Below are 23,898 nucleotides of genomic sequence, written 5' to 3'. Positions count from 1 at the left end.
TTTCTGTCCTTTCCTACTTGATTTTAAGAAACTCATTTTATCACAGTTTAGTCATTTTTCAAAAACAATTCTTGGGCATAATCGCGAGGATCAGCAAACAACACCCTTCCCTTGCTTTCGAGATAATTAATTAACCGATTGTAATCCAGGTTGATAATCAATTCGTCGGGGAAATCAATCGCATCCAAAACCTGATCAACGTAGGGGAAATCACCAATATCGGTCGCAAAGTGGGTATCACTGCCAATGATAATCGGTATTTCCAGTTCTTTACAGCGATTGGCAATCCATTCGCAGTTGGGTTTTGAACCTCTTCTGATAAAAAAAGAACCGTTATTTATTTCAATCAGGGTGTTGTTTTTTTTGGCATCCTGAAGGATGGCTTCATAATCCAGCTCATAGGTGGGATTCCCCAAATGACAGATAAAGTCAATATCGGGATTGGCAATAGCCCCCAGGACGGCGCTGGTATTGACAGATTTTGTCTGCGGTTTAAAGGTCGGAGTGTGGAGCGATGCCGAAATGATTTCCAGAGATTTAATAAAATCCATCGGGATATCAGTATTTCCGTCGGCGTCCATGATATTACTCTCGATTCCTTTGAGGACTCTGACATTGTTTATTTTTCCGGGAATCACCCGATAATTAGCAAAGAACAAAGGCGTTGGTGCTCCAGGTAAAGCCGGACCATGTTCGGTGATGCAGATCATCTCCAAATTCTTTTTTGCGGCGGCATCAACTAACTCCAGGATAGTATTGTAGGCATGTCCGCAGGCAATGGTATGGGTGTGGGCATCTAAAACGTAATTTCTCATGTTATTTTCTCCTTCTCAATTGACGGTTCGTCAACGCTCAAACATCTAGCCGATTTGATTAATCCTGTTTTTTCTGTAGCTCCCGTTTTTGTGTGTCGAGATCATTCTGGTGAGCGACACGGTCGCAAAAGACCTGAGCTGAGTGATAACCATACTGTTTGGTACGATTGTTGATCGCCGCCGTTTCGATGATGCAGGCCAAATTTCTGCCGCCTGAAACGGGGATCATCACTTCCGGAATTTCGACCCCCAAGATATCCAGCGTTTGTTCATCCAGACCCAGGCGATCATAGGGTGATCGTTCATCCCAATTTTCCAGACGGATGACCATGTCAATTTCAACATCTCTTTTAACGGCTCTGGCACCATAAAGGGTTTTAACGTCAATGATACCAATTCCCCGAATTTCCATAAAATGTTCAAGCAGTACCGGGGCTGTTCCCATTAAATGACCGTCTCGGATCCGTTTCACCTCAACCACATCATCCGCGATGAGACAATGACCACGCTTGACAATTTCTAATGCCGTTTCACTTTTGCCAATGCCACTGGGCCCGGTAATCAACACACCGACTCCAAAAACCTCAACTAATACCCCGTGCAAACTGATCCGTGGTGCCGACAGCTGATCAATATAGTTAACCAGATCATAAAACAATGTGGTCGTATTTTCCTTACTTTTTAACAGGGTCCGTCCGTATTTTCTGGCCGCATCTTCAAACAGATGAGTCTCCTCCAAATCCCAACATACAATAAAGCAGGGAAATTCATAGGAAAAAAAATCGTCGATCTTTTTCTCGCGAACCTCAGGATCCAGATCCAGCAGATAGGAAACTTCCACCTTACCAATTACCTGCACCCGATTCGAATCAAAATGCTCATAGTACCCATGAAGTTGTAATCCCGGACGATTGATCCCACTGTTGACCAGGTTCAAATCCGCTGACTGATAATAAATTTTTTCAAGTTTGATATCTTTACAAAAATCGTCTAAATTTACTTTCCCATTCATTCTTTTGTTATCTCTTTTCATTGATTTACTACTAATTAGTTTACTCAAGTTATTCTACCTCAAAGTTTCCGTTGTTAAAAGTTTTTTTCACGACTTGTTGCGAAAATGTTCAAATACGGCCTGGGCCGTTTTAATCTGCATCCCGGGGACTGACTGTAGTTCTTCGATGGTAGCTTTTTTGATTTTATCCACTTGGCCAAAGTGAGCCATTAAGGCTTCGCGACGTTTTTTTCCGACGCCGGGGATTTCCTCAAGCTGGGAGACCAGCATTTCTTTTTTTCTTAAAATCTGATGATAGCCCAGGGTATAGCGATGGACCTCTTCCGAAATTTCGGATAGAAAAACCCCGAGTGGGGTCGCTTTTTTGATCGGATATTCGGTACCTTGATGAAAAATCCCCCGCAGCCGATGGTGATCGTCTTTAACCAATCCACACACCTCGATCGCAACGGTTGGATACAAAGAAACAATACTCTGTGCCGCATTCACGTGACCGACACCGCCATCGATCATCATCACTTCCGGTAATGGCAAGAAATTATTGCCTTCCGGGGCTTTCATGGCCCGTTCCATCCGTCTGAAGATCATTTCTTGCATGCTGGCATAATCGTTCTGACCTTCCACCGATTTAATTTTAAAGCGACGACAGGCTTTCCGATTTAGTTTACCCTCGTCAAAAACCACCATTCCGCCAACGTTATTGGTACCACTGATATTAGAGATATCATAAGCCTCAATCCGAACGGGACGCTGCGCCAATCCCAATAAATCCTGTAATCCATCCAAACGGCTTTTGGAGCGGATCTCTTTTTCTCGCTTTTCCAGTAATTTCTGTTTAAGTGCCAGGTCAGCGTTATCGGTCACCATTTCCAGCATTTTTATTTTTTGTCCCCGCTTTGGTACGTGAACCTCAATTTTTTTACCAGCCAGATCCCCCAGCCATTCTTCAATAACTTTTTTATCTTCCAATGGCTCTTTTAAAATAATCTCCCGGGGAATAAACCCGCAGCTGGCATAATACTGTTTAACAAAACTTTCTTGCACTTCTCTTGAACTCACACCCTCAACTTCTTCAAGAAAGAAATGATCCCGCCCCATCAGCTTGCCTTCTCGTACATGAAAAACCTGGACACATCCCAATCCATCACTTTTGGCAAAACCGATAAAGTCCTGATCCTGTTTAGCACTGGAGCTGATTTTCTGCTTTTCAACGATATGCGCAATGCCGGAAATCTGATCGCGGTATTTAGCCGCTTCTTCATAATTCTGATTCATGGCGGCAACAGTCATTTTATCATTGATATTTTTAAGTAGATCGGGATGGCGGCCGTTTAAAATATCCAAAACTGACGCAATATCTTTGGCATACTTTTCTTTGGACACATTTCCCTGGCAGGGTGCCTGACACTGACCAATATGATAGTTAAGACAAGGCCGACCGGTCTTTTTTCCATAAGCAACCTGACGGTTGCAGGTTTTTAGCGGGTAAATCTTTAAAATAGCTTCAATGGTATTTTTTACTGCATAGGAGCTGGTAAACGGACCAAAGTACTTGGCGCCGTCTTTTTTATATTCCCGGGTCATCAGTAGCCGCGGATATTCTTCCTGAACGGTCAGCCGTATCCAGGGATAGCTTTTATCATCTTTTAGTAAAATATTATAGCGCGGATGATGCGTCTTAATCAGATTACATTCTAAAATCAGCGCTTCCATTTCCGAATCGGTTACAATCGTCTCAATTGTTTCGATATGAGATACCAAAACCACCGTTTTAGCGGTTAACTGACTGGCACTATGAAAATACTGCCGTACCCGATTGCGCAGATTAATGGCTTTACCCACATAAATAATCTCGCTATTTTTGTTTCTCATGATATAGACCCCGGGGTTTTGGGGCAGATCTTTTAATTTTTCTTTATCATACATACTGGTCAACCTTAAATAAATATTTTTTTGGAATTTTTTGTTTATTCGCCACCTAATTTTGGTATAATAATAATACTTTTTTAAACATCAGATTATTATACAGAAAGGAAGTGTTACCATGTTTGAAAAAATAACTACAGATGGTCATAACACCCTGATTTCTTTCGGCAATTTTGAAGTGAAGATTGTTCCGAAAATTTATGGTGGATTTACTCTGACAAAATCAATTAAAGACAACCCCTTTAAAATCATCGAAATACGTGAGATAAGACTTCCGCTTTCGGAGAAGGAAGTCCTAAAGGAAGCTAAAGAGCTATTAAAACGAAAATATGAGTCCATTGATTTCAACAATTATTGTACCACATAAACCTTGAGTTCAGCTTTTTTTGATCCATCTCAACCCCGATCCCTGAGATGGATCTATTTTGGCTTTGTGTTTAGCCTGTTATCCCTAAGCGGTTGTAATAATGCCGATCTTTTCTTTAAACTATTTAAAGTGTTTTTTAAATAATTTGACATCTACCCTTGCTGGGTGTATAATGAAATGGAATTAAAGTGTATTTATTGATTTCACATATTTTTGCAAGTCATTTTTACGTTTAGATGATTTGCAAAAATATGTGTTTTTTGTTTTTGCATCACGATTTATAATAATATCTAGGAGGTACCTAAAATGAATAATGGTACAGTAAAATGGTTTAACGAGGAAAAAGGATTTGGTTTTATTTCAGTCGATGGCGGCGAAGATGTATTTGTACACTTCTCAGCAATTATTGCTGATGGTCGTAAAAACCTTGTTGAAGGACAACGCGTAACTTTTGATACCGAAAAAACGGACCGTGGCTTACAGGCGACAAACGTTTTTATTGCATAATTAAGTCTTTTTTAAAGCCCCACCAGCTTTGCTGGTGGGGCTTTTTGGCTACCGTACCGACAATTATCTACTATCAATTGTTTTTTTTATGATCTTCCACTGGCGCTTTATTGCTGACATGGCAGCCCGGGCAGTTGTCGCCGCCTTTGCAGCCTTCACAGGAAAAATCGCCTGATTTCATTTTTCTTACTTTCTTAAATATAACATAGCCTGCCGCACCTAAAATTAATGCTGCCAGAATCCAGGTAATCATCTTTTTTCCTTCTTTCTTCTATATATAATGCATTGAATATAATCGGTTGAATTTCAACCCACAATCCGACTGCCAACTTGATAAATCACAAAGGCAACCCCATAAGCCAAACCAATTTGATAAACCAGGGCGAATATAAAATCCCGCCAGTTTCCCAATTCCTTTTTCATCGTGGCAATGGCTGCCATACAAGGTGATGCCAATAAAATAAAGACGACAAAACTATAGGCAGATACCGGGGTAAAAACCTGACTGATGGCAACGGTGAAACTGCCATCCTGTCCCGATAAAAGAACACTCATGGTGCTGATAATCATTTCTTTGGCTGTAACACCCGTCAGTAAAGCCACGGAAGCTACCCAATTGCCAAAACCTAAGGGCACAAAAATTGGAGCGATAATTTTGCCAAACATCGCTAAAATACTTTCGTCTGGCGTTTGGGTCATCTGAAAGCTTAGATCAAAGCTTTGTAAAAACCACAGTACCACCGATGCTGCAAAGATAATAGTGCCGGCCCGAACGATAAATTCTTTCGTCCGTTGCCAGACCTGAGTCGCTGTATTTTTGAGCTTTGGCAATCGTAATGGCGGAATTTCCAGTAGGTAACCGGAATCAGCACCCTTAAACCAGGTTTTTGAAAGCACAAATCCTGAGGTGAAAACCACGGTTAAGCTGACCAGATAGAGTGAAAAAACCAGCACTGTCTGATACTGCGCGAAAAACACCGAAGCCATCAAGACATAAATTGGCATTTTGGCACCGCAGGAAATGAATGGCGTCAATACCGCCGTTAGCTTGCGTTCCCGTTCATTTTCCAGGGTCCGGGTCGCCATAATTCCGGGAACTGAACATCCCAACCCCACTACCATGGGAATAAATGATTTTCCCGATAACCCAAAATGTCTGAAAATCCGGTCCATAATAAAGGCAACCCTTGCCATATAGCCACTGTCTTCCAGAATCGAAATAAAAACAAAGAGCACCACCAGTTGGGGAATAAAGGTCAGTACCGCACCAACTCCGGTAATAATGCCATCATTAATAAGGGCGATGATCCAGCCCGCAGCACCAAGACTCCCCAAACCTCTTTCAACCGCAACCATCAACACATCATTGATAAACCACTCAATGCCACCGATGGTAATCTCCCCTACCAGAGTGATTGAGACATAATAGATAACAAACATAAAGAAAAAGAATATCGGTAGCGCTGCATACCGATTCATCAAGACTTTATCCAGTTTATCCTGAAATTGAATGGCATTATCTTTCGTCTTTTTAGTGGCCCTGGTGATCCCTTCGGTAATAAAGCGATATCGATAATCAGCAATCGCACTATCTACATCATGATGAGACACGGTCTCTATTTTTTTTCTGATGTCATCAATATCTTTTAACAAATCGATTTTTTCATGAATCTTTAGCAACACTTCTTCATCTTTTTCAATGAGTTTGATCGCCCGAAAAAGGTGGGGATAATCTGACAAAACGTCCGGATACTTACTTCCAATCAAACTATCAAATTCATTGAATAAGTCCCTTATCTCCGCGGGAAAAATCTCGGGAAAGTCTTTTAATTTTTTAATACCAACCGTTTTTTCAACCAGTTTGATCAATTCGTCAATGCCCGTTTCTTTTTGGGCCGATATTTCAATAAAAGGATAGCCAAAGATCTTTTCCATCTCTCCGACGTCAATTTCCACCCCGGTCTTTTTAACCACATCCATCATGTTTAAAGCGCCGACCATGGGACAATTCAGCTCCATCAGTTGGGTGCTTAAATAAAGATTTCGCTCGATATTGGAGGCGTCAATTATATTGATGATCAGATCCGGCCGTTCTTCCAACAAAAAATTACGGGACACAATCTCATCCATGGAATAAGGCGCCAGCGAATAAATACCCGGCAAATCCACTAAAGTAATCTCCTTATCGGTGTCTCTTAAGTCTCCTTCTTTTTTTTCAACCGTTACACCGGGCCAATTTCCAACATAGAGATTACTGCCCGTGAGACAATTAAAAAGTGTGGTCTTCCCTGAGTTAGGGTTGCCCACCAATGCGATCTTATATTTCATTTTTACTCCTCATTTCCATAGATGTCAGACTGTCCTGATGAATATTATAAACAACGAAACCACCTATACAGGTGGTTTCTGGTTTATTACTGAACCATTAAAATATTTTCAGCATCTTTTTTTCGGAGGCTGAGGGAATATCCCCTTAAACGAACTTCGATGGGATCCCCAAATGGCGCCGTTTTGTTAACTTCTATCTCTACACCTGGTGTTACACCCATATCCATAAGTTTACGTCGCATTAATCCTTCAACGGCGATCGAGCCAACGCAGGCTTTTTGGCCTGGTCTTAAATCTTTTAAAGTAAACATAAGCACACCTTCTATTCATATGGTTTAAATTCATAAATGGAATCTGCCAAAATTAGCTAATGATGACTGCGGTTGTTGAAAAACTCCCGTGCCAACCAATTGTTAATGATGACTTTCTTTTTTGTTAGTTTTATTATACTCTAATTGAAACTCATTGTCAATTAGAGACTAAAACTTTTTATGGCTTTAAGTTTTATTTAAACACATCAAAAAAGAAAGCTGAAATCTGCTTTCTTGACATATACGTTTTGGCTTAAAGAATTTTGCAAATTGACTGTAATTGTGCAGTGTGCAGGCGATCACGGATCGCCCCTACTTAATATCGGCAGAAAATACTGTACCGACTAATTGTTAATCGGTTGTTCGCCACAAGCTCGGACAGGCTATCGCCAGGTCTGCCTTGATGCGTACAACATGATGTAACAATGGTCGGTACTAGGTATCTTTTATTTTATCACTTTAAGATTTTCTTGAGATACTGGCCGGTGTAAGATTCAGGGACCTGGGCGATTTCTTCCGGGGTTCCAATGGCGATGATGGTGCCGCCGCCGTCGCCGCCTTCCGGACCCAGATCGATAATGTGGTCGGCCACCTTGATCATATCCAACTGGTGCTCAATGACAACTACCGTGCTGCCACTGTCAGCCAATCGCTGGATCACGGTAATCAGTTGATGGACATCGGCAATATGCAAACCGGTGGTCGGCTCGTCCAGTACATAGAGGGTTTTCCCGGTATTGCGTTTGCTTAATTCCGTCGCCAGTTTAACCCGTTGGGCTTCTCCCCCCGATAGCTGAGTTGAGGGCTGGCCCAGGCGCACATAACTGAGACCCACGTCGTATAAGGTTTGGAGCTTATCTTTGATTTTGGGAATATTGTTAAAAAATTCCAGGGCTTCTTCCACGGTCATCTCCAGTACATCGGCAATATTTTTGCCCTTGTATTTGACTTCCAGTGTTTCCCGATTATAGCGCTTGCCTCCACAGACCTCACAGGGAACATAGACATCTGGCAGAAAGTGCATTTCAATTTTGATGATCCCGTCGCCGCTGCATTTTTCGCAGCGACCACCCTTGACATTAAAACTAAACCGCCCCTTCTGATAACCTCTGGCTTTGGCTTCCGGGGTTTTGGCAAAAAGATCTCGAACCAGATCAAACACGCCGGTGTAGGTGGCCGGATTGGAGCGAGGGGTTCGGCCAATTGGAGACTGATCGATATCAATGACCTTGTCAATGAATTCGACACCCTGGATATGAGTATATTTCCCCGGTTTTCTCAAACTGCGGTAGAGCTTTTGAGAAATCCCCTTGTATAAAATTTCATTGATCAGGGTACTTTTCCCCGATCCGGAAACGCCGGTCACACAGATAAATTTTCCCAGTGGGAAATCAACATCCAGATTTTTTAAATTATTTTCCCGGGCACCAATAATTTTAATCGTGTCGCCAGTGCCTTCCCGTCGCTTTTCCGGGATTGGGATAAACCGCCGACCACTGAAATACTGACCGGTAACAGACTCGGGAACCGCCATGATTTCTTCCAAACTGCCCTGAGCAACGATTTCGCCGCCGTGAACCCCGGGACCGGGGCCAATATCGACAATATAATCAGCGGCTTCCATGGTTTCTTCGTCATGTTCGACCACAATCAGCGAATTTCCCAAATCGGTTAACCGCCGCAATGTTTCTAAGAGTCTTTGATTATCCCGTTGATGCAGTCCGATACTGGGTTCGTCCAGGACATAGAGAACCCCCACCAGACCCGAGCCAATCTGGGTGGCCAAGCGGATCCGTTGGGACTCACCGCCAGACAAGGTGCCGGCGTTCCGGGATAGGGTTAAATATTCCAGCCCGACATTTTTTAGAAAATTCAGCCGGGCATTTATTTCTCTAAAAATCGACTCACCAATTAGCATTTCCCGCTCGCTCATTTTCAGATTTTTGAAAAAATCAATCAACAGACCAATCGACATATCTGTGATTTCAATAATGTTGCGGTCATGAATGGTAACAGCCAGACTGCCAGGGTTTAGCCGCTTCCCGTGACAGGTAGGACAAGGTGTTTCTGACATATAGCGCTCAATTAGCGACCGCATCCGTTCGGAGGTGGTTTCCAGATAGCGCCGTTCCATATTTTTAATGAGCCCCTCAAAGGTTGAGCTATAGGTTCCCGAAAACTTGCCTTCATAGGCAATTTCTAACACCTCATCACTGCCGTATAAGAGGGCATGCAAAAATGCCTCACTGGCCTCTTCCAGCGGTGTCTCAATCGAAAACTGATGCTTTTCGGCCAGTGCCTTGATTAAATTATAATAGTATTTGGAATCACTTTTTAATCCAAAAAATTTGATCGCCCCACTCGAAATAGACAAGCTTTTATCGGGGATCAGTAAATCCGGATCGACTTCCTGATGAAAGCCCAAGCCATGGCAATCCGGACACATTCCAAAAGGATTATTAAAGGAAAAGGTGCGCGGTTCCAAGGCATCCATGGCAATGCCACAATCGGCACAGGCCAGTTTTTCACTGAAAAGCTCCTGTTCACCGCCGATCACATCACAAATGACCAGTCCACCGGAAAGTTTCAGGGCAATTTCTAATGAATCGGAGAGCCGTTTTCCGAGGTTATCCTTGGCGACCAGACGATCCACCACCACTTCGATGGTATGCTTCTTATTTTTATCCAGATTGATTTCGTCGGTGACTTCCATCGGCTCGCCATCGACAATGATCCGAACGAACCCTTCTTTTTTGATGTGATCAATGGTTTTTTTGTGCTGCCCCTTTTCCCGCCTAACAACTGGTGCCAGGATCTGGAATTTTGTTTTTTCCGGAAGGGTCATGATCCGATCAACAATCTGATCGACGGACTGGGATTCCACCACTTTTCCGCATTTGGGGCAATGGGGAATCCCAATCCGGGCGTAGAGCAACCGCAGATAATCATAAATCTCGGTAACTGTGCCAACGGTGGAGCGGGGATTACGATTGGTCGTTTTCTGGTCAATCGATATCGCCGGAGACAAACCGTCAATGCTCTCCACATTGGGTTTTTGAGACTGGCCCAAAAACTGCCGGGCATAGGAGGAGAGGGACTCCATGTAACGGCGCTGTCCTTCGGCGTAAATCGTATCAAAGGCCAGCGACGACTTCCCCGATCCGCTGAGCCCAGTAAAGACGACGAGCTGATCCCGGGGGATTTTTAGGTTTATGTTTTTTAAATTGTGCTCCTTAGCACCTTTTATTTCGATGTACTTCATGTTTCTCCTTATTTTTGTCACTTATCTTCGATAATTTTTAAGATGGTGGATTTCGTCTCTTAGTTTGGCAGCCCGTTCAAATTCTAGGGCTTCCGCAGCGGTCAGCATCTCCAGTTCCAACTCTTTAATTTTAACATCAATATCCACTGCTTCATCACCAATTACATAGGTATCCGACGCTTCAGCCACCTTGGTTGCCTCAATGATTGAATGGATATCTTTTTTAACGGAGCTGGGGGTAATGTGATGGGCTTCATTATGGGCCGTTTGAATGGCCCGGCGACGATTCGTTTCGCTAATCGCCCGATCCATGGAGGGGGTGATCTTATCGGCATACATAATGACATGACCTTCTAAGTTACGGGCGGCCCGACCAACGGTTTGAATCAGGGAGGTCTCTGATCTGAGGAAGCCTTCTTTATCGGCATCCAAAATCGCGACCAGACCAACTTCCGGTAAATCAAGCCCTTCCCGGAGCAGATTGATCCCCACCAGCACGTCAAAGGTGCCTAAGCGTAAATCCCTGAGAATTTTCATCCGCTCAATCGTATCCACATCTGAATGCAGATAATTCACCAGAATCCCATTTTCTTTCAGGTAATCAGTAAGATCCTCGGCCATTTTCTTCGTTAAGGTGGTGACCAATACCCGATTCCCCTTGTCGGTTGTTAGTTTTATTTCTCCCAACAGGTCGTCAATCTGACCGGCAACCGGGCGAACCGTTATCTCGGGATCAATCAGACCAGTGGGTCGAATGATTAGTTCAACCGTATTCTGACTGTGTTCTTTTTCATATTTGCTGGGCGTGGCGGTGGTGAAAACGATCTGATTAATCTTACTCTCGAATTCAGAAAAATTCAGCGGCCGGTTATCATAGGCCGAAGGCAGACGAAAACCATAGTCGACCAGATTGCTTTTTCGGGCCTTATCCCCGGCGTACATCCCGCCAATCTGGGGAATGGATACGTGCGATTCATCGGCAACGATTAGAAAGTCCTTGGGAAAATAGTCAATCAGGGTATAAGGCGGTGATCCCGGGGGCAATCCGTTAATGTAACGGGTGTAATTTTCAATGCCGTTGCAATACCCCATTTCCCGGAGCATTTCAATATCGTAATTCGTCCGCTGAAGAATTCGCTGGGCTTCTACTAAACGATTGTTACGTGTATATTCGTCATAGCGCAGCCGCAGTTCTTTCTGTATCCCCGAAATCGCCCGTTCCAGATTTTCTGGGGTGGTCGTGTGGTGAGAGGCCGGGAAAATCGAGACATGGTTGAGCTCCCCATATATCTCACCGGTTAAGGTATCAATCTCCGTAATGCGCTCAATTTCGTCACCGAAGAATTCCAGGCGGATAGCTTTGTTTGATGAGGCCGATGGAAAGATCTCCAGAATATCCCCTCTGACCCGAAAATTGTTCCGCTCAAAGGCGATATCGTTGCGGGTGAACTGGATTTCCACCAGTTTTCGGATGATCGTATCCCGATCTTTTTCCATCCCCGGACGCAAAGAAAGCATCATGTTTTCATAATCAAAGGGACTTCCCAGTCCATAAATACAGGATACACTGGCAACCACAATCACATCCCTTCGTTCAAACAGGGCGGCCGTGGCGGAGTGACGTAATTTATCTATTTCATCATTAATCGATGAATCTTTTTCAATAAACAGATCCGAATGAGGTACATAGGCTTCGGGCTGATAATAATCATAATAACTAACAAAATACTCCACTGCATTATCCGGAAAAAAACTCCGGAATTCATTGGTCAGTTGGGCCGCCAGGGTCTTATTATGGGCAATCACAAGCGTTGGTTTTTGGACCGCCTCGATAACCTTGGCCATGGTATAGGTTTTTCCTGACCCGGTTACCCCCAATAAGGTCTGATATCGCAAACCATCCTGGATCCCCTGCGCTATTTTTTTTATAGCCGGTCCCTGATCGCCCTTGGGTTCGTATTCCGAGACAACCTTAAAAGCATGCTTCATTTCTTTCATCAGCACTCTCCAATCATTATGATGAACATTCGTTCTATTATTTTACCATAGCTTTTTTTTAATGGCAATCAATAATCCTTCTGATTTAATAAAATCTTAAATTTTTTATCGCATTGAAAAAGCATACCATCATGGCATGCTTGAAAAATTAATTGGTTACGCCTAGTACTTCCAGGGCTTTTTGAAGTTGGACATCTTCTTCGTCCGTGAAAATATTATTCATCATAAAATCAGTCGCCTCAATGACAATATTCGGTTCCAGTCCTTTTTCGTGAATATTATTGCCATTAGGCGTGAAGTATTCAGAATTTGTTACCTTAAACCCGCCACCATCAGTGAGGCTGATGACTTCCTGCACAATTCCTTTGCCGAATGTCTTGGTTCCCACTAATTGTGCCGCTCCCGTATCCTGCAGAGCACCAGCTAATATTTCTGCCGAGCTGGCGGTTCCTCCATCGACCAGAGCCACCATTGGTAAACTAAGCTGTTCTTCCCCATCGGAGGTGTAATCTGTCTTATTGCCTTTTTTGTCAACCGTATAAACAACCACGGTTTGCCCCAGAATACGGTCAGCGATTTCCACCGCTTCTTTTACCCCGCCACCGGGATTACTACGTAAATCAATGACCAGGCCGGTAATGTTTTGGGCCATCAGCTCATTAATCTGGGTTTCGAAATCGTCTGCTGTTTTATCGGTAAACTCGCTGATTTGAATATAACCTTTATCGCCAATCACCCGGGATCTCACGGTTACGGCTTCAATGGTTTTTCGCACCAATTCCATTTCAATGATTTCCTCACCTCTGGCAATGGTAATGTTCACCATACTATCCGCCGGACCCTTCACCTTTGCGACAACCGCATCTGCTCCAATGGTGCTGACATCCTCACCATCTACCTTAATAATCTTGTCACCGGTTTTAATCCCAGCATCATCTGCCGGGGTGCCTTTCTGAGGTGCAATCACATAGGTATAGCCCTGTTCGTCCTCTGCTACCACCACCCCAATGCCTTCATAGGAGCCAGTGGCCATTTCCATGTATTTACTGAATTCCTCAGAGGTATAATAAGTGCTATAGGGATCACCCAAACTCTCGAACATCCCTTTAATGGCGCCATCAATCAGGGTGGTGTTATTCACGTCCTGATAATATTCTGAGGCGATCTGTTCCTTAAGCACCAGAAGTTTTTTAATACCGGCCGCTGTTTCGTTGCTGTCGACAGTTATAATCATCTTATTCCCCAGGAGTACATTACTGGTTGTTGCTACTGCAAAGGTGATCATGTTTGTGATGATCAGCACCACTATTATCACGACAAGCTTTGTTTTATTTTGTTTATTTTCCATTGTCTTCACCTGTATTCTAAATTTTTTTGACTGCAAAAAGAACAGGAGAAAAGAATCATGATTCTTTTCTCCTGTTCTTTTGTTCTATTCTACAACGGTTCGCTTAAAAATATCCTAAAGGATCGACAAATGATCCTCCGGAAAGAACGCCAAAGTGTAAATGGGCACCGGTAGAATCCCCGGTTGAGCCGACGTAACCAACCACATCCCCTTTATTGACCGTTTGCCCTGATGATACTGCAAAGTCACTCATATGGGCATACATGGCTTGTAGGCCATTACCTAAATCTATGATCACACAGTTTCCATAACCGCCATTCCAGCCTGCTGAGATAACCGATCCGTTACCCATGGCCATAATTGGTGTTCCCGATGGCGCGCCCATATCAACCCCATAATGGGTTCGATAATCGCCCCAGATTGGATGGAGTCGGGTACCGAAGTAATCATCATCATAGATCGGGTAATAACCCGGGCAGGGCCATTGATAGGTTCCGTTTGATGGCACAAAGCTTGAGCTTCCTCCCGTGGTTGAACCGCCGGAGGCGGCCGCCTGAGCGGCCATCATTTCCCGTACCTGAGCTTCGATACTCGCTGCATTGGCAGCCTCGGCAGCTACAATGGCCTGGTATTCAGCTACAATGGCCTGGTTTTGAGCGAGTAAACTATCTTTTTGAGCCTTAATTTCTTCTTGTTGCGCTAGTGCTGCTTCCTGCTCGGCTTTTTTAGAAATTGTCAACAGACGATCTGCTTCAATTTTTGCTTTTTTCTCATCGATAACTTTTTTTGTTTCCGCCAAAGCGTTTAGTGATCCCTTATCCGATTCAATAATGTAACGGGACATGTCAACCTTGGTAACAAAATCGGCAAAGTCATTGGAAGTAAATAAAAATTCAAGCATACTGCCATTTCCGTACATGTACATGGTACGCACACGCTCATTCATGGACTCTTCCTGCTCTTTTCGTTTGGCTTCGGCAATATCCAATTCCTGCTGTGTTTTGGCGATATTCGCTTCCAATGTTGCAATTTCAGCATTGATTGTATCAATGACACCGTTAATTCGGCTCATTTCGTCGTTAGCTTTGCCAATTTCAGTCTCAATTCCGGCAATGGTATTTTGTGTCATATCGATTTGATATTGAGCTGCTGCCTGTTTTTCATTGCTTTCCGCCAGTTGTTCGGTCAGGGATGCTGCATTAGCTGGTGATATTAGAATCCCCAGTGTGACAACTACACCCACAATGCCTGAAATAATTTGTTTTTTTGTCATCCGACAATCCTCCTGTTTTTGACCCAGTCTAATCATTTATACATCCAAGAATTTGCGAATTGCAAATATACTGCCCACTGCACCAATAAATCCTCCATAAATCAGGAAGAAAAACATCAGCTGTCCCATCACGGCGTCCGGAGGCGCCAGGGTGGCATCAACCGGTAGAAAGAGATTTCCGCCAACTAAACCTAATATATAATAGTAGGTAATTCGGATAATCAGGAATGCCACAATGGCTCCCATTAAACCAAGCAGGGTTCCTTCCAGAATAAAAGGTGCCCGTATATAGGCGTTGGTAGCCCCCACATATTTCATAATTCCAATTTCCCGACGTCTTGCAAACACCGTTAATTTAATGGTATTGTAGATAATAAAAATAGAAATCATCGACAGCACCACCAGCACGACAAGACTCAAGGTGTTGGTAAATTTGTTAAAACTTACTAGTGCTTCTACATATTCCTGTCCATAGCGGACATATTCAACGCCGTTGCCACTAAACGACATCGCCAGTTTTTGAACCTCGTCCATATCCTCCGGGTCGGTTACCCGAACAACAAAGGAGGCCGGCATCGGGTTGTTTTCAGAATTATAGCCACTGAGCAGTGGTGCATAATCTTCCAGACTAACCGTAAATTTTTCCAACGCTTCCTCAGCGCTTTCATAGGTAACACTTTCAATCAGATCACTTTTTTCAAGGGCCTGTTGAATCGTTTTTCCCTGAGTGTCGGTAAAGTCTGACTGTAGAAATATCTTGAGTTCCAGTTTTGATTCCACATCCTTGGTCACTTCCTGAACATTGATGGTTAAAATCAGAAAAATACCCAGAATAATTAAAGCAGCGATCACCGAAAGCACCGAAGCGGCACTCATCAGGTTGTTTCGCTCGATACTTTTAACCGTGTCTCGAACAACATTTTTAGGCATTGTTTTGATGCTACTAAACTTCATATCCATACCTGCCTGTCGCATCATCTACCTTAAGGACACCATCTTCCAATGTCAAAACCCGTTTTTTCATGGTATCCACAATTTCCCGGTCATGGGTTACAACCAGAATGGTCGTCCCTCTGCGGTTGATTTCTTCTAAAATACTGATAATTTCATACGATGTTTCCGGGTCAAGGTTCCCGGTGGGCTCATCGCAAATCAAAATAGATGGATTATTAATGATGGCCCGGGCGATGACCACTCTTTGTTGTTCACCCCCGGATAACTCATGGGGATAATGGTTCATTCGATGGGATAAGCCCACCATATCCAGAGCCAGGGGCACCCGCTTTTGAATCTGCTTCTCAGATTTTCCAATAATTTCCATGGCATAGGCCACATTTTCGTAGACACTTTTGTTTTCCAATAGACGAAAGTCCTGAAATACAATTCCCATTTTTCGTCTTAAAAAGGGAATTTCCTTTTTTGATAATTTTGACACATTAAAGTTATTAATATAGACCGATCCTTCGGTCGCTTCAATCTCTCTTAAGAGAAGTTTAATGAATGTGGATTTCCCCGCACCACTTCTACCCACAAGAAAGACGAACTCACCCTTATCAATAAAGAGACTCACATTTTTAAGGGCATCGCTCTTATTTTTATCATAACCCTTGGTTACATTTTTAAATTCTATCATATTTTAAGCCACTCCTAAATTACTTATCATTTTAATCGCTTTGACGGGCCATTTTAACATGCATGGTCCTATTTTCTTCTTAAGTGTTTATTGATAAGTTAAGATAATTAATTAACTAGAGAATGTCCGAGACGTCTGGATATCAGTCAAGTTTTGAGCTTTTTTGACCTTCTGAGGAGTCTTCGTGTATCACTGAATTTATTTTAGCATACTTTTCAAATAATTTCATTAAAAAAATAAATTTTTTGTAACAAATGTATCTAAATTTATCTGTTTTCGTCTTTTTTATGATGTTATCCCGTCTTCCAACCGACCATTCAATTTTTTGCAAAATAAAAGAGAAAAGACTGTTAATTCACAAATCTTTTCTCCTTTTATTTTAATTGATTAAGATTTCTTTAGATATGGGGGTCGATTGGCGACCCATACAATCGTACTTCATAATGAAGATGCGCTCCGGTTGAATCTCCGGTACTGCCAACGGCACCAACGGTCTGACCGGCACTGACGGTTTCACCTGATGAGACATAAATTGCACTTAAATGGGCATAGACCGCCGATAAGCCATTACCGATATCCACGATGACACAGTTTCCGTAACCGCCGTTCCAACCAGCCGAGATCACCGTGCCGTTACCAGCAACAGCTACCGGAGTACCTGAAGACGCACCAATATCAATACCGGCATGAAAACGAGTATCGCCCCAAATGGGATGGGTTCTCCAGCCAAATGGACTGGTGATCTCTCCATAACACGGCCAGACATAAGAGCTGGAATAAACCGGGGGTGCGGTTGAACCACCACCTGAGCTATCTCCGCCAGTGGAACCATCGGAGCTTTCAGCGTCTCCACTGCTTTGGGCTTGGGCCGCCTGGGCCGCGGCTTGTTCGGCAGCAGCCCGCTGTTGTTCATAATAGGCTTGTAATTGACCTTCAATATCAGCAGAGGTTGCTGCTTCAGCCTCTTCAATGGCTTTATACTCGTTGAGGGCAGCTTGATTTTGGGCCAATAATTGATCTTTTTGAGCCAGTATCTCTTCCTGCTGTGTCAAAACCACTTCCTGTTCCGTTTTCTTCTCAACAGTTTTTAATCGATCTGCCTCAATACCGAGTTTTTTCTCATCGATCACTTTTTTCGTTTCATCCAGAGCATTCAGGGAGCCCTTGTCCGCACTCATGATGTAGCGGGACATATCTAATTTCGTAACAAAATCCGAGAAATCTGAAGCTGAGAAAATAAATTCCATGACGCTGCCGTTACCGTACATGTACATCGCCCGAACCCGATCGCTCATCGATTCTTCCTGCTCCAGCTTTTTGGCCTCAGCTATTTTCAGCTCTTCCTGCTTTTTAGCAATATTGACTTCAATGGCTGCGATTTCGGCATTGATTGTGCTAATCACCCCACTGATTCGATCAACCTCTTCATTAACCTTAGTAATTTCTTCTTCAATCCCATTAATGGTGTTTTGAGTCATGTCAACCTGATATCTTGCCGCTGCCTGTCGAGCATTGCTTTCTGCTAACTGCTCGGTTAATGAAGCCGCATTGACGGGTGCTGTTAAAAATGCCAAAACCATGGAACCCGTTACGATTCCTGCTATAATTCGATGTTTTTTCATTTTTCCCCTTTCCCACAATCTAAAATTGTGACCCTGTCTATTTGTTGTTACGTTTACTTTAAATTTTTATTGTTTTTGTAACGGTTGTATTATACCATATTCATGTTTCAATTAAAACAAAAATAATAAAATAACTTGAAAGTATTTTGTATAAAAGGAAGATAAATGCGACGTATTTTAGTATTCCAAAGAAAAAAGACACTCCCAAAATTAGGAATATCTTTTTTAATGTCTTTTTTATGACTGTTTGAGACGAATTATTCGCATTGACGCGTATAAGCCTTATACTGCCCTAAAATAGAGGTCTCAAAAAGCCGCTTTATAAATAGATATTACATCTTCTTTGGTTGGGCATTTGGGATTTCCACCGGTACAGATATCGGCCAGGGCCAGATCTGCCAATTCGCCAAAGTCCTCTTCTTTAACACCGATTTCTTTGAGTCCCGTCGGTATACCGACATCTTTGGACAGTTTTTTGATGGCATCAATGGCCATGATATTAATTTCTTTTGGCTCCCGACGGCTGGTGTCGACACCCATCGCCTGAGCCACGTCTTTTAACCGATCACCGACGGCATCGGCATTAAACGCCGTTACATAAGGAAGCAAAATGGCATTGCAAACACCATGAGGCAGGTCATAGAAGCCGCCTAACTGGTGCGCCATGGAGTGAACGATTCCCAACCCCGCGTTGGAAAAGCCCAAACCAGTGACAAACTGACCATAGGCCATGACATCACGGGCATCCAGATCGTCACCGTCTTCAACCGCTTGTCTTAAGCTGCCGGAAATGGCTTTGATGGCTTCTAAATTAAAGAGATCCGTAAATCGGGAGGCACCGGCAGTGGTGTAGCCTTCGATCGCATGGGTTAAGGCATCCATACCAGTTGCTGCAGTTAATGATTTTGGCATTTTCAGCATTAAAACCGGGTCATTGACCGCGACAGTAGCCAAACAGTTAGGATCAACAATAACCATTTTCAGTTTACGCGCTTCGTCGGTGATGACATAGTTAATCGTCGCTTCACTGGCGGTGCCGGCGGTGGTGTTAATCGCCACAATCGGCAATGATTTATTAGCTGTTTTGCCAACGCCTTCGTAATCTCTGAGGTCCCCGGGGTTGGTTGCCAGAATAGCAATCCCCTTGGCGGTATCCTGAGGTGATCCGCCACCAACGCTCACTACAAAATCACATTCGTTGTCTTGTAGTACTAAAAGACCAGCGTTTACATTGGCAACCGTTGGATTGGGTCTAACTTCTGAAAAAACAGTATAAGGAACTTTTGCTCCATCTAATACATCAAGTACGTCTTTTACAATACCGGCTTCTACAAGTACTTTATCGGTTACAACTAAAGCTTTTTTCACGTTCAGCCGTTTGATCTCAGGTGTAATCAGTTCAATTGCACCCGGTCCCATAATGACGACTGGTGGAAAATAATAGGTTTTTGCCATAAGAATACCTCCAAATTTTATTCGTTTACATGATTATATGCCATAGAAATGGCTGAATAAATGGAAATTTTCTCTTGTTTGAGATACATTATTGAAATGACTGGTAAGTGACATGGAATAAACCAAACACAACTAATACTAAACGGCTTTCAAGCAATTTGAAGATCCCGTACGATCAATTATTAATCTGTTGTATGCGGCAAGCTCGGACAGGCTTTACCGTGACCGCCTTGATGCATACAACATGATGTAATAATTGTCGGTACTGCTTTCATTCTAATACAATTCCATCTGCTTAATTTGTCTTTTATTTTTAAGAATTATATTATATGATTTTAGTAATTATTTGTAGAATTAAGCGTGTGAAAGAGGTAATTATGAAAAATATCAGTATCCTTGGGTCGACTGGTTCAATTGGAACCCAGGCTCTGGAAGTCGTTTCACAAAACAGTGACACTTTAAATATTGTCGGTTTAACCACGAACACCCGCATTGATTTGCTGGAAAAACAAATTGATATCTATGCTCCCCGCCTGGTTTGTGTGATGGATGGAGACGCCGCACTGTTGCTGGAAAAACGGATGAAGCAAAAGGGCTCGGAGGTGGAAGTGGTCACCGGTTTAGAGGGGCTCATCGCGGTTTCAACGGCATCAGAAAACGATCTGCTCCTCACTGCGGTTTCGGGTATGATTGGGCTTAAGCCGACCCTGGCTGCCATCAGTGCCGGCATTGATATTGCCCTGGCCAATAAAGAAACCCTGGTAGCCGGTGGTCAGATCATCATCGATGCAGTGGCAGCAGCAGGGGTTTCACTACTACCGGTGGACAGTGAACACAGTGCCATCTTTCAATGTCTGATGGGAAACAAGCATGAAGAAATAAACCGGGTCATCATCACGGCTTCCGGTGGGCCTTTCCGGGGCCAAACACGGGAACAACTGCAATCCGTTACCTTAGCCCAGGCTCTGAAACACCCTAACTGGTCGATGGGCAAAAAAATTACCATTGATTCAGCGACCCTGATGAATAAGGGTTTGGAAGTCATTGAAGCCAAATGGCTATTTAATCTGAAAAATGATCAAATTGATGTGGTGGTGCATCCCCAGAGTATCATTCATTCGATGGTGGAGTTCATCGACCATTCCACCATCGCCCAATTGGGAATGCCGGACATGGCACTGCCGATTCAAATCGCCTTTTTCTATCCGGATCGGATCGCTAATAACCGCCAGGCTCTGGATTTTGGAAAGGTTAGGGAACTTAGCTTTGAAGCGCCGGATCTGATTACTTTTCCCTGTTTACAACTGGCCTACGACGCCCTTGATATTGGCGGAACCATGGCTTGCGCCCTCAATGCCGCCAATGAGATATCGGTGGCCCGATTTTTAAATCAGGGGATTACTTTTTTAGATATTCCCCGAATTAACCGGCTGGTGATGGAAAAACACTCGGTCATTTCAAATCCAGACCTTGGTGATGTGCTGGCTGTGGATGCCTGGGCCCGAGCAGTGGCAAAACGGATCTAACGAAGTCAAGCTTTAATGCGTTACTGTTTTCTATTCTTCTCATAATCAAAAAAAGACAACCGTATCTCGCGCCGCGTTTTACGGTTGTCTTTTTTTACATGGTGATGTTACACCGTCTGCTTGACTTCATCGCTTTTTTTACTATACATCCCAACCAATACCATTGAAACCACACTACCAACAATTAAGGTTGCCGCGGCAATTTGCCAGTCCGCCCGGGTAGCCGTTAAATTCAGGGTTTCACGTGTGAATTTCAGTAGATAAGGTGAGATAAATTGTCCAATCCCGGTTGCACTGACATAAATAGAGATCGCAACCGCTGCGTATTTGGGCTTTGCCGCGCTTTTTGCAACCGCAATTGTAATGGCCGGATTAAAGGTACCAAAACCCATCCCAAAAATGACTGCGCCAACAATCAGCATTGTCATACTGTTTGCAAATATTAACACGACAAATGCCAGACCCACTGTTAAGACAGCAAATGGAACCGTGAATTGTTTTAGTAGTTTTGCGGTGTTTCCAAACAAAAGTCCCAATACAAAGGCAGCACCCGTAAAAACCGTTAAGACGGTGGCCGCTTGGGCTGCGTTGCCAAGCCCATCAGACTGAATAACCATGGCAATATTGGTCATAAAACTGAATTGAACAACATTTACCAATAAACAGACGAACGCCAGAATAAACGAAATTGATGTCACTTTCTTTTCTTTTATGCCGGATTCAGGCGTTTTTTCTGGTTTCTTAACACCCGTATCCGGTAATTTAAACCAGATTAGTAGGGCAATCGGGATGATGAGTAGAAAACCCAGAAAAGAATAGCGCCAGTTATAGGCTGCCAGGATTCCGCCCATCATCTGGAACACGACACCTGCCGCCGCCCCAACGGCACTTCTGAAGCCCATCAGTTTGTTCTGCTGCTGTCCAGTAAAGAGGTCTGCGACAACTGCCGATGCCATCGGGAAGACTAAACCATATCCAGCACCGAAGACAAATCGCATCACGATCATAAATTGCAGATCGCCAACAAAGGCAGATGGAATCCCGCCGACGAACATCAGGATCATAGCAATAGAGATAATCTTTTTGATGCTGATGTACTGGGTTAGTTTACCAGCGACCAATGCGAAGACCACCATCATCAGAGAAGGAATTGTGGATAATAACTTAATGGTCTCTGGGGCCGCATCTGGAAACGCTTTTGCGATTTCACCCAGGGCTGGAGTCGTCATGCTGGTTGTGTACATCAGCAAGGCAACCGACAAGGCCGCTATCTGGACCCACACATTACTGTTTTTTTGTCCGCTCATTTGTTCACTCATTTTTTCACTCCTTTAAAAATAGTTTTTTGACTGCTTGTACAATACGATTTGGACCGCCTTTCAAATATTAATCGCGTTTGGTTTGTTGAGATTATATTACCATCATCTGATTTATTTGTCACTCATTTTATTCGCATTTTTTGTTATTTATTTTATTTTACTATAATTAAGACTTTATTCGCTTGATGTAATCCATTATTATCGTATTTTTTTATCTATTATCTTTTTAAACGTTAGCATTACAAAGAGATTATCCTTGTTTAAACTATTATTAATCATATTTATTGTTGTCCGTTCATACACGCCGACAAAGAAGCTGACACGCGTAGTGCGATCTGAGCATTTCTGATTTTGACATTAAAAAAAGATCAATACAATTGCCGTTTTTAGCAATCGAACTGATCTTTTTACCATCATTCCCTATTTAATTACGGTATTGAAGCTATTATGCTGCAACTACCACTGTAAAGTTTTTTTCAACCCTAAGGTTAATTGCACCAATCATTCCCCGCGACTCTTTTATACACTGGTCAATAAAATCATTATCAAACCGCAGGCTCTGAAACAGCAAACGAATTTCCAACTCGGCCAGATATTCGCTGCTGCAATCCAGATACCCACCCCCCCAGGAGACGTGGAGCCCATGAACCACGGCCAAGTTTGCAAGGGCTAATGCCTTCACTTCCAGCCGATCAAGTCCCAGTTTGTAAGACCGGTTGATGTTTTCGACAAATCCAACCGAGGCACTTTCTGTTTTCATCAATATATTAGTATCGCACAATTCATGATAAAATTGATTCAAATGGCGATTTAAGCGACAGTTACGATTCTGAACCCGATATTCGATTGCCGTTTTTATCACCGCATTACAACCGGGATACTTTTCATCGATGGCTTTTTGCGTTTTGACTTTATTCGCCACCATGTATTCATTATAAACCTCAAGTGCCAGATTATTTTTGTTATTAAAATAATAGGCCACCATCGCCTTATTTGTTCCCGACGCTTTGGCAATATCTGCTAAAGTTGTTTTAACAAACCCATACTCATAGAATAATTGTTTTGCTGTTACATAAATTTTATGCTTAGTTTCCAGCCCAGTCTTGTAGTTAGCCAAATCTTTTTCCTCGCTCTCCAATAGTTAACTTATTTTAGCATAAAAACAGATTTTGCCCAACCCTGATTCCAGCAAAACT

At 43.1% G+C, this 23,898-nt stretch carries 19 protein-coding genes; 3 read left to right on the top strand and 16 right to left on the bottom strand.

Going from position 1 to position 23,898, the window contains the following annotated elements:
• Positions 1 to 47: 47 nt before the first annotated feature.
• The 3 genes from ACIZ62_RS05095 to uvrC form a co-directional block, all read right to left on the bottom strand.
• Positions 48 to 815, bottom strand: coding sequence for a phosphatase (locus ACIZ62_RS05095; RefSeq protein WP_414151349.1), 768 nt, complete (start codon positions 813 to 815; stop codon positions 48 to 50).
• A gap of 58 nt (positions 816 to 873) precedes the next feature.
• Positions 874 to 1,827: an HPr(Ser) kinase/phosphatase gene (gene hprK, locus ACIZ62_RS05090; RefSeq protein ID WP_242988629.1), complete on the bottom strand. Its 954-nt coding sequence runs from the start codon at positions 1,825 to 1,827 to the stop codon at positions 874 to 876.
• A gap of 87 nt (positions 1,828 to 1,914) precedes the next feature.
• Complete coding sequence (gene uvrC / locus ACIZ62_RS05085; protein ID WP_414151348.1) at positions 1,915 to 3,753, bottom strand: excinuclease ABC subunit UvrC; 1,839 nt, start codon at positions 3,751 to 3,753, stop codon at positions 1,915 to 1,917.
• Positions 3,754 to 3,871: 118 nt separating this feature from the next.
• On the opposite strand from uvrC, the gene ACIZ62_RS05080 reads away from it, so the two are divergent.
• Together ACIZ62_RS05080 and ACIZ62_RS05075 are read left to right on the top strand one after the other, a co-directional pair.
• Positions 3,872 to 4,120 carry a hypothetical protein gene (locus ACIZ62_RS05080; RefSeq protein ID WP_111887670.1) on the top strand — a complete coding sequence of 83 codons (249 nt, stop codon included), beginning with the start codon at positions 3,872 to 3,874 and terminating at the stop codon, positions 4,118 to 4,120.
• Between the two features lie 306 nt (positions 4,121 to 4,426).
• Positions 4,427 to 4,627 carry a cold-shock protein gene (locus ACIZ62_RS05075; RefSeq protein WP_014356887.1) on the top strand — a complete coding sequence of 67 codons (201 nt, stop codon included), beginning with the start codon at positions 4,427 to 4,429 and terminating at the stop codon, positions 4,625 to 4,627.
• 73 nt (positions 4,628 to 4,700) lie between these two features.
• Here ACIZ62_RS05075 and ACIZ62_RS05070 read toward each other — a convergent pair whose 3' ends face one another.
• The 11 genes from ACIZ62_RS05070 to ACIZ62_RS05020 all read right to left on the bottom strand — a co-directional run bounded on the left by ACIZ62_RS05070 (position 4,701) and on the right by ACIZ62_RS05020 (position 19,857).
• Positions 4,701 to 4,880 carry a FeoB-associated Cys-rich membrane protein gene (locus ACIZ62_RS05070; protein ID WP_111887671.1) on the bottom strand — a complete coding sequence of 60 codons (180 nt, stop codon included), beginning with the start codon at positions 4,878 to 4,880 and terminating at the stop codon, positions 4,701 to 4,703.
• A 53-nt stretch (positions 4,881 to 4,933) separates the two neighbouring features.
• Positions 4,934 to 6,955 (bottom strand): ferrous iron transport protein B, encoded by a 2,022-nt coding sequence (gene feoB, locus ACIZ62_RS05065; RefSeq protein ID WP_111887672.1) that lies wholly within the window; start codon positions 6,953 to 6,955, stop codon positions 4,934 to 4,936.
• An 86-nt stretch (positions 6,956 to 7,041) separates the two neighbouring features.
• Positions 7,042 to 7,266 (bottom strand): FeoA family protein, encoded by a 225-nt coding sequence (locus ACIZ62_RS05060; protein ID WP_111887673.1) that lies wholly within the window; start codon positions 7,264 to 7,266, stop codon positions 7,042 to 7,044.
• 454 nt (positions 7,267 to 7,720) lie between these two features.
• The gene (gene uvrA, locus ACIZ62_RS05055; protein WP_111887674.1) at positions 7,721 to 10,528 is read right to left on the bottom strand and encodes an excinuclease ABC subunit UvrA; all 2,808 of its coding nucleotides are present in this window, start codon (positions 10,526 to 10,528) and stop codon (positions 7,721 to 7,723) included.
• A 21-nt stretch (positions 10,529 to 10,549) separates the two neighbouring features.
• Positions 10,550 to 12,526 (bottom strand): excinuclease ABC subunit UvrB, encoded by a 1,977-nt coding sequence (gene uvrB, locus ACIZ62_RS05050; RefSeq protein ID WP_414151347.1) that lies wholly within the window; start codon positions 12,524 to 12,526, stop codon positions 10,550 to 10,552.
• 148 nt (positions 12,527 to 12,674) lie between these two features.
• Complete coding sequence (locus ACIZ62_RS05045) at positions 12,675 to 13,874, bottom strand: S41 family peptidase (protein ID WP_111887675.1); 1,200 nt, start codon at positions 13,872 to 13,874, stop codon at positions 12,675 to 12,677.
• Between the two features lie 103 nt (positions 13,875 to 13,977).
• Positions 13,978 to 15,147 carry a murein hydrolase activator EnvC family protein gene (locus tag ACIZ62_RS05040; protein WP_111887676.1) on the bottom strand — a complete coding sequence of 390 codons (1,170 nt, stop codon included), beginning with the start codon at positions 15,145 to 15,147 and terminating at the stop codon, positions 13,978 to 13,980.
• Positions 15,148 to 15,183: 36 nt separating this feature from the next.
• On the bottom strand, positions 15,184 to 16,125 hold the full coding sequence (gene ftsX, locus ACIZ62_RS05035) for a permease-like cell division protein FtsX (protein ID WP_414151346.1): 942 nt from the start codon (positions 16,123 to 16,125) through the stop codon (positions 15,184 to 15,186).
• Positions 16,091 to 16,780: a cell division ATP-binding protein FtsE gene (ftsE, locus tag ACIZ62_RS05030; RefSeq protein WP_111887678.1), complete on the bottom strand. Its 690-nt coding sequence runs from the start codon at positions 16,778 to 16,780 to the stop codon at positions 16,091 to 16,093. Before ftsE ends, ftsX begins: the two co-directional genes overlap by 35 nt.
• A 398-nt stretch (positions 16,781 to 17,178) precedes the next feature.
• Positions 17,179 to 18,402, bottom strand: coding sequence for a murein hydrolase activator EnvC family protein (locus ACIZ62_RS05025; RefSeq protein ID WP_111887679.1), 1,224 nt, complete (start codon positions 18,400 to 18,402; stop codon positions 17,179 to 17,181).
• 306 nt (positions 18,403 to 18,708) lie between these two features.
• Positions 18,709 to 19,857: an iron-containing alcohol dehydrogenase gene (locus ACIZ62_RS05020; RefSeq protein ID WP_111887680.1), complete on the bottom strand. Its 1,149-nt coding sequence runs from the start codon at positions 19,855 to 19,857 to the stop codon at positions 18,709 to 18,711.
• A 374-nt stretch (positions 19,858 to 20,231) separates the two neighbouring features.
• Here ACIZ62_RS05020 and ACIZ62_RS05015 point away from each other — a divergent pair, with 374 nt between their 5' ends.
• Positions 20,232 to 21,383 carry a 1-deoxy-D-xylulose-5-phosphate reductoisomerase gene (locus ACIZ62_RS05015; protein WP_414151838.1) on the top strand — a complete coding sequence of 384 codons (1,152 nt, stop codon included), beginning with the start codon at positions 20,232 to 20,234 and terminating at the stop codon, positions 21,381 to 21,383.
• A 107-nt stretch (positions 21,384 to 21,490) separates the two neighbouring features.
• Here the strand turns inward: ACIZ62_RS05015 and ACIZ62_RS05010 are convergent, their stop codons facing one another.
• Positions 21,491 to 22,702 carry an MFS transporter gene (locus tag ACIZ62_RS05010; protein WP_414151345.1) on the bottom strand — a complete coding sequence of 404 codons (1,212 nt, stop codon included), beginning with the start codon at positions 22,700 to 22,702 and terminating at the stop codon, positions 21,491 to 21,493.
• 445 nt (positions 22,703 to 23,147) lie between these two features.
• A complete protein-coding gene (locus ACIZ62_RS05005) occupies positions 23,148 to 23,819 on the bottom strand; it encodes a TetR/AcrR family transcriptional regulator (RefSeq protein ID WP_111887682.1) in 672 nt (223 codons plus the stop codon).
• Between the last annotated feature and the right edge of the window lie 79 nt (positions 23,820 to 23,898).

It is taken from the genome of Acetobacterium carbinolicum, from assembly GCF_047456275.1.
GTDB lineage: Bacteria > Bacillota > Clostridia > Eubacteriales > Eubacteriaceae > Acetobacterium > Acetobacterium carbinolicum.
Note: the sequence above shows the minus strand (reverse complement) of the source record. Positions and strands in the feature narration are given on the sequence as shown.